This is a genomic window from Bacillus sp. 22483, assembly GCF_052044605.1.
Taxonomy (GTDB): Bacteria; Bacillota; Bacilli; order Bacillales; family Bacillaceae; genus Bacillus; species Bacillus altitudinis.
In genome coordinates, this window is record NZ_JBQENU010000002.1 from 130,928 (window position 1) to 145,639 (window position 14,712).

Here is a 14,712-nt window from a genome sequence, read left to right on the forward strand (position 1 = left end):
GACCGCTCCTCTATTGTTTTTTACTTAATCAGTGCATTACAGTCAATGATGAGTGCAACCTGACCGTCACCTAAGATTGTTGCGCCTGATATCGCAAATACGTTTGGTAGGTAATCTCCAAGTGATTTTAATACGACCTCTTGCTGACCGATAAACGAATCGACCACAAATGCTGTTAGCTTGTCTCCTTTACGGACAACAATAATGTGCAGTTCTTCTTCTAAATCATTCGCATTTGGTACGTTGAACTGTTTCTTCAAGTACACAACCGGTACGATAAATCCGCGGAAATCAATGACTTCACGATCATGCGTTTGAAGGATGTCACTCTTCTTAATGACAGCCGTTTCTATAATAGAAGAAATCGGAATAGCAAATGTTTCTTCCTCTAGTTTCACAAGAAGTACGGAAATGATCGATAATGTGAGTGGAAGCTGAATTGAGAAAAGTGAGCCTTGACCTTCTGTTGAGTTAATACTCACAGAACCACCTAATGATTCCAGCTTGTTTTTCACAACGTCAAGACCTACACCTCGGCCCGAGATATCAGAAATCGTATCAGCTGTAGAGAACCCTGCTGCAAAGATCAATGAATCAATTTGGTGATCTTCAAGTGTTTCCGCTTCTCTTTCCGTAATAACTCCGCGCTCTAATGCTTTTTCAAGGACCTTTTTACGGTTAATCCCGCCGCCATCATCTTCTACTTCAATGAAGACATGGTTTCCGCTATGATACGCTTTTAATAGAACGGTTCCTTTTTCTGGTTTGCCTTTTTTCACACGTTCTTCTGGTGATTCAATCCCGTGATCGAGACTGTTTCTAAGTAAGTGTAAGAGCGGATCGCCAATTTCATCGATCACTGTTCGATCAAGCTCTGTCTCAGCACCTTCAATGATCAGTTCAATTTTCTTATTGAGCTCTTTCGTCAATTGACGAATCATACGAGGGAATCTGTTAAACACCGTTTCTACAGGCACCATTCTCATGTTCAAGATGATCGATTGCAGGTCGCCAGAAATACGGGACATTCTTTCCACTGTATCCGTGAGTTCGTTGTTTTCAAGTTCTTTGGCAATCTGTTCTAAACGTCCTCTATCTATGACAAGCTCTTCAAACAGGTTCATAAGTGAATCTAGACGATCGATGTTGACACGGATCGTTTTCGTTCCGCCGGCAGCTGCACCGTTATTGCCATTTGCTTTTGGCGCATCGTTTGCTGGCGCTTTAGTGGCAGGAACTGTGGCTTCTTCATTTTTCTGCTCAGGTTTCGCTGCTTTTGTTTCAGCCGGAGCCGCTTCTTCAAAGGCAGAGACTTCAGAAATCTCCACTTGTTCAACCTCTGAGATCGCTGTCACGATTTTTTTCACTTCTTCCATCGGCTGTTTCGATAAGTAAGAAATGCTGAATTCAGATTCAAAATCTTCTGATTCTAAAAGTTCTGCATTCGGAACCGTTTTGACAACTTCTCCTGCTTCGTTCAGTCTTTCAAAAATCATATAGACACGAACGGCTTTTAATAAGCATGCGTCACTTAATGTCACGGTCAGCTCATAACATTTAAAGCCTTGTTCTCTTGCTTCATCAAGAACTGTTCGTTCAAATTCGTTATAATCTAGGTCGCTTGCAGCTGATGATGCTTCAGCTGTCTCAACGGCAGATGCTGTTTCTGCATGGCTTCCTGTCACATCTAGTTTTTTACTAATCTCCGTGACATCACGTTTTCCATCCCCGCCCTCTGCAATCGATTGAACCATTGCTTCAAGGTGATCGAGTGCTTCAAACATCGTATCCATTGATTCAGGAGTGACAATCATTTGTTCGTTTCTGATGGCATCAAACATGTTTTCTAAATGATGTGTTAATTGAGCCATATCATCATAGCCCATCGTTGCACTCATGCCTTTCAGTGTATGAGCGGCTCTGAATATATCATTCACTAGCTGCAAGTCTGTTGGGTTCTTTTCTAATTCAAGAAGTTTTTCATTACAAGTTTGTAAGTGTTCTCTGCTTTCATCTAAAAAGATATCTAAGTATTGGTTTACATCCAACGTGTTCACGCCCTCTCTTTTTTCATGGAGCTTATAATTGCATGTGCGATGTCATCCACATGCCTTGTTTCATGTGCAAGGCCTGCTTTAATGACTGATTTAGGCATTCCGAAAACAACACATGATTCTTCTTTTTCTGCAATGACTTTTGTATGACCACTTGCGACCATTTTTTTGACACCTTCTGTGCCGTCACTACCCATTCCTGTCATAATGACAGCGATTTTCTCGTAACCTTTTATGTTGCTGATGGATTCAAATAAATAGTTAACAGAAGGTTTGTGACGGCTGTCAGTGTCTTCTGGGGACAGCCTGATCACTAAAGCTGCCCCTTGTTCATGAAGTGACATATTCAATCCACCAGGAGCTATGTAAGCCACTCCATTTTTAGCGATGTCTCCATCTTGAGCTTCTTTGATCGTAATTTGTGATAAATGATCTAATCTAGTAGCCAGCGATGCCGTAAATCCTGCCGGCATATGCTGCACAATCAAAATCGGCGCCTCTATGTCTTTTGGCAGCTTCGTGACGACTCGTTGAAGCGCCCTAGGCCCTCCCGTAGAAGTTCCGATTGAAATAATCTTTCGGAGTGATGAGCCGCTTCTTACTTCTTGCAGGCGGGGAGCGGCCGCTGGAATTGGACTTGGCGGCTTCATGAACGGCTTAGGAGAAACTTGTTTCTCAGTACGTTTTCTAGACAGGCCTGCCGCAAGTACCCGCTCTACAATTTGACCTCTTACTTTGTGTAAATCGAGCGAAATACTTCCTGAAGGCTTTGTCACAAAGTCAAAAGCACCGAGTTCTAAGCAATGGATGGTTAATTCCTTCCCTTGCTTCGTCTGGCTTGACACCATAATCACAGCAAGGTCGTGTTCAGCCAGAATTTGTTTTAATGCTTCTGTTCCATTTAGAACAGGCATTTCCACATCAAGTGTGACAACATCTGGATTCAATTCCTTAATCCGTTTTAAGGCATCTTCTCCATTTCTCGCCGTTCCGACGACTTCAATTTCTTGCTCGGCACTTAGGAAATCACTGATGAGTTTTCTCATAAAAGCCGAGTCATCTACTACAAGCACTCTAATCATGAGTCCACTTTCCTCCTTTTAAAAAAAGAGGACAACTTATCTATAAACGTATGCTGCTCTCTCTGTGCCTCTCTTATCTGCTGATGATAAAGTGTTTCAGCCAACATTTTAATGGTTTTACTTAGCCTTGAATGAGGCTGCTTCATATAAAATGGTATTTGTTCAGTGACTGCTTTAGGAACAGCAGGATCATCAGGTACCGCACCAGCAAACACAAGCTTTCGGTGTAGAAATGACGTCACCACTCCCGCTAATTTCCGGTACGTTTCAGATCCTTCCGAAGGGGTTTTACACCGGTTGACAATGATTTGAACAGACTGTTCAAACTGATGAATGGCTAAGTGCTTAATTGCGCTGTAGGCATCCATGATGGATGTTGGTTCTGGCGTTGTCACAACGACCACTTCTCCTGCCGATAAGACAAATGGGAGTTGATCTTTTGACAAGCCTGCACCCATATCAAAGAATATACAATCAAAGTCATTCAATATTTTCTCCATCTCTTCTAAAAAGAACGACCATTGATCTTTGTCTAAAGAAAACAGCTGGTCAAGCCCGCTGCCGCCAGAAATGTAATACAGATTGTCCGTTCCTTTTGTCATAGCCGCTTGGAAGGATTTTTTTCTAACAAGCACGTCTAATATAGAGCTGGTCGATGTTTTCCCTAGTAAAATATCAATATTCCCCATGCCAAAGTCGAGGTCGATGATGAGCACTTGCTTGCCCGTACTTGCGATAGACAGTGCCATATTCAGCGTCAAATTCGATTTACCTACTCCGCCTTTACCGCTCATGACAGCAATGGTTTTCGCCTGTCCATTCGCATGAAGAGAGTTCGGTACAATCAGTTGATTCTGCTGAACAAGCTTTCTTAAACCTTCGGCTTGGTCAGGCTTCATCATTGTAAGACCATCCTTGTTAAATCAAGGGGGGAACTCTCAAGAATATCCTCAGGCACATTTTGGCCATTTGTTAAAAACCCGAGCCCGATTTGAGATTCTGCAATGATTTGAAAGATCGTTCCCATCGTGTCTGTTTCATCAACTTTTGTAAAAATAAATTGATCGATTGGAACGTGTTCAAAACGTTTGACCATGGCTTTCATATCTTGATATTTCGATGTCGCACTCATGACGAGAAAACTTTGAATGCTTTCATCAAATGGAATGATATCTGTCAGCTCTTTGATGTACGCCTCTTCTTTAAAGTTACGGCCTGCTGTATCGATGAAAATATGATCATAGTCTTTAAAGGTCTGCTGTGCTTTCACAAAGTCCTCTCTTGAATAACAAACTTCAAGAGGTGCATTCAGCAGTTCAGCATATGTTTTTAGTTGTTCAATCGCGGCAATCCGGTACGTATCTGTTGTGATAAAAGCAATTTTCTTTTGCTGCTGAATAGCCGTTTTCGCAGCCAGCTTTGCAATCGTTGTCGTTTTACCAGCACCAGTTGAACCAAACAGCACAATGTATTTCGAACGAATCATCGGCTCATCAGAAGTGTGAGCCGGCAGCATCCCTGTGAGTAGTTTTTCAAGTTCTTTTTCAATCTGCTCTTCTTTCACAGCACCTTTTGTTAAAAGACCCTTTAAGCACTCATCTCGAATCTCAGCATCAAGACCTTGATCCTTTAGCTTTTGATCCATTTGCATGAGAGAATCCGGCAAGATCCCGGCATGGCGTTCGTTTCTTGCATATTCTATAGGCTGAGAATGAGAAGGCGCTGCTTTGACTGCTTGAGCAGCAGCCGGCAGCTCTTGTGTAAGGTGTTGAGTCTGCTCCTTTTTCGGTAACACCGGGATAGACGCAGCTGCTGGTTGTAATCCTTTACCGGCTCTTTCTTCAAAATCTTGATCCAGCACTGCAATCACTTCGACCATTTGCTGTTTCTTTAAACCGAACAGCTTTCGTTTGACAACGGTTTTCGAATTTAATATGACGGCATCCTTCCCAAGCTGCTGCCTGATTTGAATCGTTGCCTCCTGCATAGAATTCGCTGTGATTTTTTTCATTTTCATTAGATATCCACCACTCCGATGCTCTGTACTTCCACATTTGCTTCTAGTTCGTTATAAGATAGTACCGGTAAATCTGGGAAATATCTTTCTAACAACTGTTTGACGTACATTCTTATAGGAGGTGAGCATAATAGAACCGGCGTTTCCTGACGAAGCGAAAGCTGTTCAATTTCTCTCGCCACTGATTGAATCACACTTTCAGAGGATTCTGGATCTAACGATAAGTAGTTCCCATGCTCTGTTTGCTGCACGCTGTCTGCAATCACCTTTTCGACTCGGCCAGAGCATGTCACGACTTTCAGTGATTCATTTTCTCTTGCATACTGTGCAGTAATCTGTCTTGCAAGTGCCTGTCTAACATACTCTGTTAGCAAGTCTGTATCAGTCGTTAATTTTCCGTAGTCTGCAAGAGTCTCAAAAATGGTCACAAGGTTTCGAATAGAGACCTTTTCTTTCAGAAGCTTTGCAAGTACTTTTTGGATATCCCCGACTGCTAGAGGATTTGGTGTTACCTCATCTACTAGAACTGGATAACTTTCTTTCAGATGATCGATTAATTGCTTCGTTTCTTGGCGTCCAAGCAGTTCATGGGTGTTTTGTCTAATCTTCTCTGTGATGTGGGTAGACACAACAGATGCTGGATCGACCACTGTATATCCAAGCATTTCAGCCTGATCTTTTTCTGCTTCTGATATCCATTTTGCCGGCAGACCAAAGGATGGTTCGATTGTTTCAATTCCTTCAATCGGATCATCATCAGGCGTTGGAGACATCGCTAAGTAATGATCGAGCAGCAGCTCTCCTTTTGCCACTTCGTTCCCTTTTATTTTGAGCCTGTATTCATTCGGGTTCAGCGCAATGTTGTCTCGAATACGGACAACTGGAATGACAAGACCTAGTTCAAGAGCAAGCTGCCTTCTGATCATGACAATTCGGTCTAGCAGGTCTCCGCCTTGATTGGCATCTGCAAGCGGGATCAACCCGTAGCCAAATTCAAATTCAATGGCATCCATTTGCAGGAGATGAATGACGCTTTCTGGACTTTTCATCTCTTCTACCTCTGCCTGTTCTTCCAGTACTTCTTCAATCTCTTCTTGATCCTGTTTGTTTTTCGACATCATGTACGCACCGAGTGCAAGTAAACCTGCGATCGGCCCTGTCAAAAGTACGCCAATTGGCGTAAACAATCCAAGCAGGAAGATCGTACCTGCTGTGACGTAAAGCATGGCAGGGAAGGCAAAGAGCTGACCCGTAATGTCTGAACCAAGGTTTCCGTTAGAAGCCGCTCTCGTGACAACAATCCCTGTCGCTGTTGAAATAAGAAGTGCAGGGATCTGGGAAACAATTCCGTCCCCTACTGTTAACAGAGTAAAGTGGGAAGCTGATTCTTGAATTGACATTCCTTGCTGAATCATCCCAATAATGATGCCAAAAATAATATTGATAATGACGATGATAATACCTGCGATGGCATCCCCTTTAACGAACTTACTTGCACCATCCATCGCACCATAAAAGTCTGCTTCTCTTGCTACTTTTTCACGGCGGTTTCTAGCTTCACTTTCTGTCAGCATTCCTGCATTCAAATCTGCGTCAATACTCATCTGTTTACCTGGCATCGCATCGAGTGTAAATCTGGCCGCAACCTCTGATACACGCTCTGCCCCTTTGGTGATGACAATAAACTGAATGATGATCAGAATAAGGAAGACAACCAGACCAACGAGTATATTGCCCCCAACAACAAATGATCCAAACGTTTCTACAACCTTACCAGCATCTCCAGTTGATAAAATAGAACGGGTTGTAGAGATGTTAAGCCCTAAACGAAACAGTGTTAAGAGCAAAAGCAAAGATGGAAAAATGGAAAATTGCAGTGGTTCTTGCATGTTCATTGTGGTGAGAAGCACGATAAGCGCAAGAGAAATATTAATAATGATTAAAATACTTAATAGGATGGGCGGAAACGGTATGACCAGCATCGCCACGATTAAAATAACACTGAATAAAACAGATAAATCTCTTGCTGACATGCCTGTTCTCTCCTTTTAAAACCAAAAATTCATAAAATCTTTTGTTTCGTTTTATATACGTAAGCCAAAATTTCTGCGATCGCCTTAAAATACTCCTCCGGCACCGCTTGGTCGATATCCACTTGATCATAGAGGGCGCGGGCGAGTGGCCGGTTCTCTACAGTCATGACATCATGTTCTTTCGCAATTGTTCTAATTTTCAAAGCCAAAATATCTGTTCCCTTTGCCACAACATAGGGCGCGTCCATCTTTTCTTCGTCATATTTCAAGGCAATTGCGTAGTGGGTCGGGTTTGTAATGATGACGTCCGCTTTTGGGACTTCCTGCATCATCCGTCTCATGGCCATTTCCCTTTGCCGCTGTTTAATTTTTGATTTTATGAGCGGGTCACCCTCTGATTTTTTATACTCATCTTTGATGTCTTGTTTAGACATCCGTAAGTTTTTTTCATAATCAAATTTCTGATACATATAATCAAGCCCGGCTAAGATGAGAAGAGCACCTGCTGCATATAGCCCCATAATCAAGGTCATATTTGCCACGAAATGAAGAGTTTCCTCTGCAGTGAGTAGAGGGAGCCGCAAGATTTCGTCAAAGTGCATCCATAGAGCGATAAATGTTGCAAAACCAACAAAACCAATTTTCAAAATGGATTTTAATAGCTCAACGAGTGCTCGAATACTGTATATTCGTTTAAACCCTTTGATTGGATCGAGTTTTTCTAATTTCGGTTTGATTACTTCTGTTGAAAAGAGAAAGCCAACCTGCAAATAGTTACTAATGATCCCTGCAAGCATCCCAACACCAAGAATTGGCATGAGGAGGAGACCTGTCTCTTGAAGCAATTCCAAGAACAACTGGTGAATATTAGATGTGCTAACCTTCATTAGCATCGTTGTTGAATAAAAACGTTCAATGAGCGCAATAATACGCTCTTTCATAAAAGGCCCAATAAAAAAGAATGATAAAAAGATTAGTAGAAATGAGATGGCTGTATTGACGTCGGTACTTTTGGCAACCTGCCCTTTTTTACGTGAATCCCGTCTTTTTTTCGGTGTTGCTTTTTCTGTTTTTTCACCTGCGAAAAATTGCAAGTCGAGTCTAAGTCTTGTCGTCATGACGAACCACCGACCAATGCTAAGAAATTCCTCATGGTGAGCACAATCGTTTCAAATGTATTTTGGACGACCCCGAAGATGACACCCATACAAATGATGATCATAATAAAACTCACGCCCATTTTAATGGGAAGTCCAACGACAAATACGTTCATTTGTGGAACTGTACGTGCCACAATTCCTAATGCCAAATCGACTAAAAACAAACTAGCCACAACAGGTGCTGAGATTTGAAAGGCTATGATGAACATTTGGTTGAAGCTCTTTGCAATAAAGTAAGCAAAGGATTCACTACCGAAGTTCAGCGCATACTGATCAACTTGAATATATTGAAAACTGTAATAGATTCCATCAAGCAGCAAATGATGTGCATTTGTTGCCAGCATCAGTAGCAAGGTCACCGTATAAAAAAACTGCCCCATCAGCGGCGTTTGCGCCCCTGTTTGTGGATCAATGATATTGGCGATTGCAAAACCCATTTGAAAATCGATGAATGAGCCGGCAATTTGAACTGCGGACACCATGATATATGCAATCAGTCCAAGAAGAAGTCCGACCATTGCTTCTTTCACGGCAAGCATCATATAAAGACCATCGATATCGAGTGCTGGCGGTTCTTTAATGGTGCTAAAACTAATGACAGCCAAAAACAGTGAAAAACCAACTCTGTGAACTGCTGGTATCGTTCGATGCGCTAATAGCGGCACTGTCACGAAAAAAGCGGTGATCCGAATGAAAACGAGAAGAAAGGCAGGAAATAATTCTATGATTGACATCTCTGATTAACCTGCAAATCGATCTAAATTCGAGAACAGCTCTGTTGTAAATGACACAATTGTTGAAAGCATCCACGGACCAAACACAACAAGTCCAATGAGCACTGCAACAATTTTCGGAATGAACGCAAGCGTCTGTTCTTGGATTTGGGTTGTCGCCTGAAACACACTGACAATTAGTCCCACGATTAGTGCGAGCGCTAGAAGCGGCCCGCTGACAAGTAATACAACATACACTGATCTTTCAGCCATCGTAATGACAAATTCTGAACTCATGTTTTAAGCACCTACTCTAAAAGCTTTGCAGCAAAGATTTAACAATCAAATACCATCCATCAACTAATACAAATAACAATATTTTGAAAGGGAGCGATATCATAACCGGCGGAAGCATCATCATCCCCATCGACATCAGGACACTTGCGACCACCATGTCAATAATTAAAAATGGAATAAAAATCATAAAACCAATTTGAAATGCCGTCTTTAATTCTGAAATTGCAAACGCTGGTACCATCGCCGTTAAAGGAATATCTTTAATCGATTCAGGGGTATCCATTTTTGCGTAACTAAGAAATAAAGCCAAATCTTTCTGTCTCGTATGTTTACTCATAAACTCTTTAATTGGCACTTCGGCTTTTTCATAGGCCTGATTTAACGTAATATCATCATTTAAAAGCGGCGTGAGTGCCTCTTTATTAATCTCTGAGAACGTGGGTGCCATAATAAAAAATGTGAGAAACAAAGCAAGTCCTACAAGCACTTGGTTTGGCGGCATTGAGTTGGTTGCAAGTGATGTTCTGACGAACGAAAGAACAATCACAATCCGTGTAAAACAGGTCATTAAAATAAGAATGCCTGGTGCAACTGAAAATACAGTTAACAATAAAAGAAGACGGACAGATGTGCTAATATTCCCTGCGCCACTGGAATTAAATAAATCGATAAACTCATTCATTTTGTTTCGGGCCTTTCTTTCTGACTTCTGATTGGGTCTTTTTCAATTCGGCTAGCTGCGCCTTTAAATTGGCTGAAAAAGAAGAAGTGGTCGGCTGATCGTGTTTCTTCACTTGCGATGTTAATTTTTGCATCATTTTCGGTAAGTCAGTCTTACTTTCCATCGCTTCTTCGTATTGTTTCACAATCGCTTCGCATTCTTGTTCATCATCGATTTCTTTTAGCAGCTGGATTGAGTCTGCTACGCCGACAACTAATACTCGTTTGCCCACTTTGATCAGCTGAACTGAACGATTTTGACCAACCGTCGTTCCGCCAATATTTTCAACATAGCGAAATGGCTTGAGTAAGCGGTTTTGCTTTCCAACAAATCTCACCAATCCGTAAATGAGCAGGATGACAAAAAGTAAGGCACCAATCATTTTGACAAAATCCATAATGGAGACAGAAGAAGAGGGAACTTCTTCTGCCGGATTCGTTTGATTGTCAGTGGTTTTCTTTTCTGTATCCTTTTTGCTTTCTTTCTCATCTTTGAGCCAGTCATTCACCGTGCCATTTTCAGGATCTTTTGTTTCAGCAAACAGTGAGGCGGGCTGCGCTGTCAAGAAAAGCATAAAACTGATCATTGCTATACATATCAAACGTTTTTTCAACAAGTCTTACACCCTTTTTTAGCCTAACGTTTTATTAATTGCTTCAAGTACACGGTCTGCCTGGAATGGCTTCACGATAAAGTCTTTTGCACCTGCTTGGATGGCATCAATAACCATTGATTGTTGTCCCATCGCTGAGCACATAATGATTTTTGCCGAAGCATCGATTTGTTTAATTTCTTTTAATGCTGTGATCCCGTCCATTTCTGGCATTGTGATATCCATTGTGACTAGATCAGGAGATGTTTCTTTATATTTTTCAACAGCTTGTGCGCCGTTTTCTGCTTCTCCTACTACATCAAATCCATTTTTTACAAGAATATCCTTAATCATCATTCTCATGAATGCTGCATCATCTACGATTAATACCTTAGTAGCCATTTACTTATTCTCTCCCTATATGTTTGTTTATTTTAAATTAGAAAGTCTTTCAGACTGACTTAAAATGTCAGTCACACGTACACCAAAGTTCTCATCAATGACAACAACTTCTCCTTTGGCGACGATTCGTTTGTTGACCAGAATGTCGACTGGCTCACCTGCAAGTTTGTCCAGTTCAATGATACTTCCAGCGGAAAGTTCAAGTACTTCTTTCACACTGCGCTGCGTTCTTCCAAGCTCCACTGTAATGGAAAGTGGAATATCCATCAGCATATCAAGATTACCGAGCTGACTTGTTGTATGCTGAGGCTCACTAAATGCCTCAAATTCAACTGGCGCCACATTGACAGGTTCTGCCGGCTTTGGCTTCGCCTGTCTTTTCGGCGGTGCCGATTGCTGCATAGGAGCAGATTGTGCTTGCGGAGCAGCCTGCTGTGGTTCAGGTGCACTCTGAGGTGCTTCTTGAACCGGCTCTTCTTCCGCTGGGTCTGTTAATTCTGCAATCAAATCTTTCGCAAACGTAATAGGGTAAAGCTGCATAATATTTGAATCTATGAGTTCACCTATCGTTAATCTAAAGGACACTTTGACAAGCATCTCTTCAGCTGGAATGCGGTCTGTGCCTTCTCCTTCTTTCACATCAAGCAGCTCAACGCGAGGCGGAGAAATATCAATCTTTTTATTAAAGACTGTTGACATGGACGTCGCTGCTGAACCCATCATTTGGTTCATCGCTTCTTGTACTGCACTTAAGTGAATTTCACTTAACGACGGGTCAGCATTTGTTCCATCTCCGCCCATCATTAAATCCGCAATGACTGCCGCATCGGTTTGCTGGATGACAAGCAGGTTACTAGCGCTGAAGCCTTCCGTATAATTCACTTCAATTGCGACATACGGATGAGGAAATTCCTCATTCAGCTTGCTTTTTTGAATCACTGTGACAGTTGGAGTTGTAATCTCCACTTTTTGACTTAATAGGGTTGAAAGTGCTGTTGCAGAGCTTCCAAATGATATATTTCCGATTTCCCCAATGGCATCTTGTTCCATTGCAGAAAGGAGTGTATCAGGCTCTATATCGTCATTGCTGCCTCCTTTAAGGAGCGCATCGATTTCATCTTGTGATAATTTACTTCCGTTATTCTCCATCTTCTTCACCTCTTATGTCGTGATCTAGAATTTGAATCGCCTGTTTCCGATTCACGCGGCCGGCCTGTCCCAAGAATTTCGGTTTATTTCCGACCATAACAGTAAGAGGCGCATTTACTGGTTTGTCCAAGGCAATACAATCACCAATTTCCAAATTCAAAAACTCTTCCACCGTCATTTCCGATTGTCCAAGCTCTGCGACTACCGGTATTTTCGCCGTCATAATCCGTTTTTCAATGGCCTTTGTTTCTTCTTGTTTCGGTTCATTTCGTTCCGATTGCATCCAGTAGTGTACAGACAGCTTCGGAATAATAGGCTCTAATACTACGTGAGGAATACAGAGATTAATAACCCCGCTTACCTCACCAATTTGTGTATTAAGAGAAATGACGACAACTGTTTCGTTTGGTGACACCATTTGAACAAACTGGGGATTTACCTCGAAATCTGCCATTTCTGGCTCGATGTCGGTTATGGACTGCCACGCTTCTCTGTAGTTTTCCAAAGCTCCCTCAAACATGTTTGAGATAATCTTTGTTTCGATTTCTGTCAGTGATTCTGTCTTATTATGACTAATGCCAATCCCACCCATCAGCCTATCCATCATGGCATAGCCAATCGTTGGGTTCACTTCAAGCATGATTCTTCCTTCAAGCGGGCTGACGTAAAATAAGTTTAATAATGTCATATTAGGAATCGAACGAATAAATTCTTCATATGGCACTTGGTCAACCGAGCTGACAGAAATTTGAATATATGATCTTAGCTGCGCTGAAAAGTGTGTGGTAAGCAGTCTAGCGAAGTTATCATGAATTCTTGTTAAACTTCGAATCTGGTCTTTTGAAAAGCGCAGTGCACGTTTAAAGTCATACACTTTCACTTTTTTCGTCGTTTCTTCTTTTTTCAGCTCTTCTGCATCCATTTCGCCTGTTGATATGGCGGATAATAATGCATCGATCTCATTCTGGGAAAGCACTTCTCCTGACATTTCTTCACCTCCATCGTGTCAATTAATCGCCTCTATTGCAGATTAAAGGAGGTTATATAAACTTCTTTCACCTTGCCATCTTGCAAATAGTTATTCACTTTGTTTTTGACCTGTGTTTTAAAATGTTCTCTGCCTTTTTTGCCATCAAGTTCATCTGCATTCGTGTCTGATAAAATGTCGATCACAGCATCCTTCACTTGGAAGCTTCTTTTTTCAAGCTCTTCTTTGGCTTTTTCTGAATCTGTTTCAATATTTAGTACAAGTTTGACCGCATTTCCTTCAGATTTTAAATTGGTCACAATCTCAGGAATTTCAACAGAAGCTTTTACGACTTCATCTGCTGTTGGCTCTTTTTCTGCTTTTGCTTCGTCTGACCCATTCACCAGAAAGACAATACCTGCTCCAATTCCGACGATAGCAATAATCATGATTAGCATTACTACGACTAATTTCTTCTTCATTCAAACTCCTCTATTCCTTGATTCAATGAAATGACTTGGATTTTTCTATAGAAAGAAATGATTTTCTCCTGAAGCTGCTCTTCATCTTCTTTCACAACGAATTTCTTTCCATTGGCGAGTGTAATGGTCGTGTCTGGAAAGCTTTCGATTTGCTCGATATGGAGAGCGTTGAGCATAAATCCTTTGCCATTTAATCTTGTCACTTCAATCATATTAAGCAGAGAAGCGATAAACCGCTCCCCCTACCTCCTATCGTTTCAGATTCACAAGTTCTTGCAGAATTTCATCAGATGTTGTGATCGTCTTTGCATTCGATTGGAATCCACGCTGTGCGATAATCATTTCTGTAAACTCGTCTGTTAAATCAACGTTTGACATTTCAAGTTTACCTGTTTGGACGACGCCCGTTCCTTGTTCACCTGGTACGATTGGATTACTTGGAGCACCTGAGCTTAACGTTTGGCGGTAAAGGTTGTCACCAACTTTGTCTAGCCCTCCTGCGTTACGGAAAGATACGAGTGATATTTGACCAACGGTTCTTGATACATTGTTTTCAACAACCGAAATCGTTCCATCTGGACCAACACTTACACTTGAAACACCGTCTGGAATCGTTATCTTTTGTCCATTCATTCCAAGTAGATAATTTCCATCAGGGGTGACTAAGCTTCCCTCTGAATCAGTGTCGAAATTTCCTGTTCTTGTATAAAGAACTTCTCCTTGAACTTCAATACGGAAAAACCCATCTCCATTGATATAGAAGTCGTAAGGTTCATTTGTATTTTGAGAAGATCCCGCTGACATGATTTTATCGATTGAAGATAAAGATGACCCTAAACCAATTTGCTTTGAGTTGATTGAACCAGAGTTGTTCGTTGGCCCACCAGAACTTCCAATGGTTTGGCTGACCATATCTTTAAAAGTGATACGGCTTTTTTTGTATCCGTGTGTGTTGACGTTGGCTACGTTGTTGGCTACAACATCTAATTTTGATTGGAAGTTTTTCATTCCACTAATTCCTGAGTAAAGTGAGCGTAACATTT

16 protein-coding genes are annotated in these 14,712 nt (G+C 41.6%); all 16 read right to left on the minus strand.

The window, feature by feature from the left end; all coding sequences use genetic code 11:
- Positions 1-20 precede the first annotated feature (20 nt).
- Genes ACTJJQ_RS03590 through flgG form a run of 16 tightly spaced genes read right to left on the minus strand, consistent with a single transcriptional unit; the run spans position 21 to position 14,710 of the window.
- Positions 21-2,048 (minus strand): chemotaxis protein CheW, encoded by a 2,028-nt coding sequence (locus ACTJJQ_RS03590; protein WP_440599959.1) that lies wholly within the window; start codon positions 2,046-2,048, stop codon positions 21-23.
- 5 nt (positions 2,049-2,053) lie between these two features.
- A complete protein-coding gene (locus ACTJJQ_RS03595) occupies positions 2,054-3,136 on the minus strand; it encodes a protein-glutamate methylesterase/protein-glutamine glutaminase (RefSeq protein WP_008344775.1) in 1,083 nt (360 codons plus the stop codon).
- Complete coding sequence (locus ACTJJQ_RS03600; protein WP_440599960.1) at positions 3,133-4,038, minus strand: MinD/ParA family protein; 906 nt, start codon at positions 4,036-4,038, stop codon at positions 3,133-3,135. The genes ACTJJQ_RS03595 and ACTJJQ_RS03600 overlap by 4 nt, the downstream gene beginning before the upstream one ends.
- Complete coding sequence (gene flhF, locus ACTJJQ_RS03605) at positions 4,035-5,153, minus strand: flagellar biosynthesis protein FlhF (RefSeq protein ID WP_440599961.1); 1,119 nt, start codon at positions 5,151-5,153, stop codon at positions 4,035-4,037. Before flhF ends, ACTJJQ_RS03600 begins: the two co-directional genes overlap by 4 nt.
- Positions 5,153-7,186 carry a flagellar biosynthesis protein FlhA gene (gene flhA / locus ACTJJQ_RS03610; protein WP_008344782.1) on the minus strand — a complete coding sequence of 678 codons (2,034 nt, stop codon included), beginning with the start codon at positions 7,184-7,186 and terminating at the stop codon, positions 5,153-5,155. Before flhA ends, flhF begins: the two co-directional genes overlap by 1 nt.
- A 29-nt stretch (positions 7,187-7,215) precedes the next feature.
- Complete coding sequence (gene flhB, locus ACTJJQ_RS03615) at positions 7,216-8,304, minus strand: flagellar biosynthesis protein FlhB (RefSeq protein ID WP_008344784.1); 1,089 nt, start codon at positions 8,302-8,304, stop codon at positions 7,216-7,218.
- Positions 8,301-9,080 carry a flagellar biosynthetic protein FliR gene (fliR, locus tag ACTJJQ_RS03620; protein WP_007499578.1) on the minus strand — a complete coding sequence of 260 codons (780 nt, stop codon included), beginning with the start codon at positions 9,078-9,080 and terminating at the stop codon, positions 8,301-8,303. The genes flhB and fliR overlap by 4 nt, the downstream gene beginning before the upstream one ends.
- Positions 9,081-9,086: 6 nt before the next feature.
- Positions 9,087-9,356, minus strand: coding sequence for a flagellar biosynthesis protein FliQ (gene fliQ, locus ACTJJQ_RS03625; RefSeq protein ID WP_003211206.1), 270 nt, complete (start codon positions 9,354-9,356; stop codon positions 9,087-9,089).
- 16 nt (positions 9,357-9,372) lie between these two features.
- A complete protein-coding gene (fliP, locus tag ACTJJQ_RS03630) occupies positions 9,373-10,038 on the minus strand; it encodes a flagellar type III secretion system pore protein FliP (RefSeq protein ID WP_007499580.1) in 666 nt (221 codons plus the stop codon).
- Positions 10,031-10,690: a flagella biosynthesis regulatory protein FliZ gene (fliZ, locus tag ACTJJQ_RS03635; protein ID WP_024720357.1), complete on the minus strand. Its 660-nt coding sequence runs from the start codon at positions 10,688-10,690 to the stop codon at positions 10,031-10,033. Before fliZ ends, fliP begins: the two co-directional genes overlap by 8 nt.
- Positions 10,691-10,708: 18 nt before the next feature.
- Positions 10,709-11,071, minus strand: coding sequence for a response regulator (locus ACTJJQ_RS03640; RefSeq protein ID WP_007499584.1), 363 nt, complete (start codon positions 11,069-11,071; stop codon positions 10,709-10,711).
- A 27-nt stretch (positions 11,072-11,098) separates the two neighbouring features.
- Positions 11,099-12,220 (minus strand): flagellar motor switch phosphatase FliY, encoded by a 1,122-nt coding sequence (fliY, locus tag ACTJJQ_RS03645; protein WP_007499588.1) that lies wholly within the window; start codon positions 12,218-12,220, stop codon positions 11,099-11,101.
- Entirely contained in the window at positions 12,210-13,208 is a 999-nt protein-coding gene (gene fliM / locus ACTJJQ_RS03650) for a flagellar motor switch protein FliM (protein WP_008354483.1), read from the minus strand. The genes fliY and fliM overlap by 11 nt, the downstream gene beginning before the upstream one ends.
- Before the next feature lie 32 nt (positions 13,209-13,240).
- On the minus strand, positions 13,241-13,669 hold the full coding sequence (gene fliL, locus ACTJJQ_RS03655) for a flagellar basal body-associated protein FliL (protein ID WP_007499592.1): 429 nt from the start codon (positions 13,667-13,669) through the stop codon (positions 13,241-13,243).
- Complete coding sequence (locus tag ACTJJQ_RS03660) at positions 13,666-13,881, minus strand: flagellar FlbD family protein (RefSeq protein WP_008344794.1); 216 nt, start codon at positions 13,879-13,881, stop codon at positions 13,666-13,668. Before ACTJJQ_RS03660 ends, fliL begins: the two co-directional genes overlap by 4 nt.
- A 37-nt stretch (positions 13,882-13,918) precedes the next feature.
- Positions 13,919-14,710: a flagellar basal body rod protein FlgG gene (gene flgG / locus ACTJJQ_RS03665; RefSeq protein ID WP_017359086.1), complete on the minus strand. Its 792-nt coding sequence runs from the start codon at positions 14,708-14,710 to the stop codon at positions 13,919-13,921.
- Positions 14,711-14,712: the final 2 nt, after the last annotated feature.

Coding starts and splice junctions, on each gene's coding strand:
- ACTJJQ_RS03600 (WP_440599960.1), bottom strand. CDS start 4,038: ATGATGAAGCCTGACCAAGCCGAAGGTTTAAGAAAGCTTGTTCAGCAG.
- flhB (WP_008344784.1), bottom strand. CDS start 8,304: ATGACGACAAGACTTAGACTCGACTTGCAATTTTTCGCAGGTGAAAAA.
- fliL (WP_007499592.1), bottom strand. CDS start 13,669: ATGAAGAAGAAATTAGTCGTAGTAATGCTAATCATGATTATTGCTATC.
- fliQ (WP_003211206.1), bottom strand. CDS start 9,356: ATGAGTTCAGAATTTGTCATTACGATGGCTGAAAGATCAGTGTATGTT.
- fliP (WP_007499580.1), bottom strand. CDS start 10,038: ATGAATGAGTTTATCGATTTATTTAATTCCAGTGGCGCAGGGAATATT.
- flhA (WP_008344782.1), bottom strand. CDS start 7,186: ATGTCAGCAAGAGATTTATCTGTTTTATTCAGTGTTATTTTAATCGTG.
- flhF (WP_440599961.1), bottom strand. CDS start 5,153: ATGAAAATGAAAAAAATCACAGCGAATTCTATGCAGGAGGCAACGATT.
- fliR (WP_007499578.1), bottom strand. CDS start 9,080: ATGTCAATCATAGAATTATTTCCTGCCTTTCTTCTCGTTTTCATTCGG.
- flgG (WP_017359086.1), bottom strand. CDS start 14,710: ATGTTACGCTCACTTTACTCAGGAATTAGTGGAATGAAAAACTTCCAA.
- ACTJJQ_RS03640 (WP_007499584.1), bottom strand. CDS start 11,071: ATGGCTACTAAGGTATTAATCGTAGATGATGCAGCATTCATGAGAATG.
- fliM (WP_008354483.1), bottom strand. CDS start 13,208: ATGTCAGGAGAAGTGCTTTCCCAGAATGAGATCGATGCATTATTATCC.
- ACTJJQ_RS03595 (WP_008344775.1), bottom strand. CDS start 3,136: ATGATTAGAGTGCTTGTAGTAGATGACTCGGCTTTTATGAGAAAACTC.
- ACTJJQ_RS03660 (WP_008344794.1), bottom strand. CDS start 13,881: ATGATTGAAGTGACAAGATTAAATGGCAAAGGATTTATGCTCAACGCT.
- fliY (WP_007499588.1), bottom strand. CDS start 12,220: ATGGAGAATAACGGAAGTAAATTATCACAAGATGAAATCGATGCGCTC.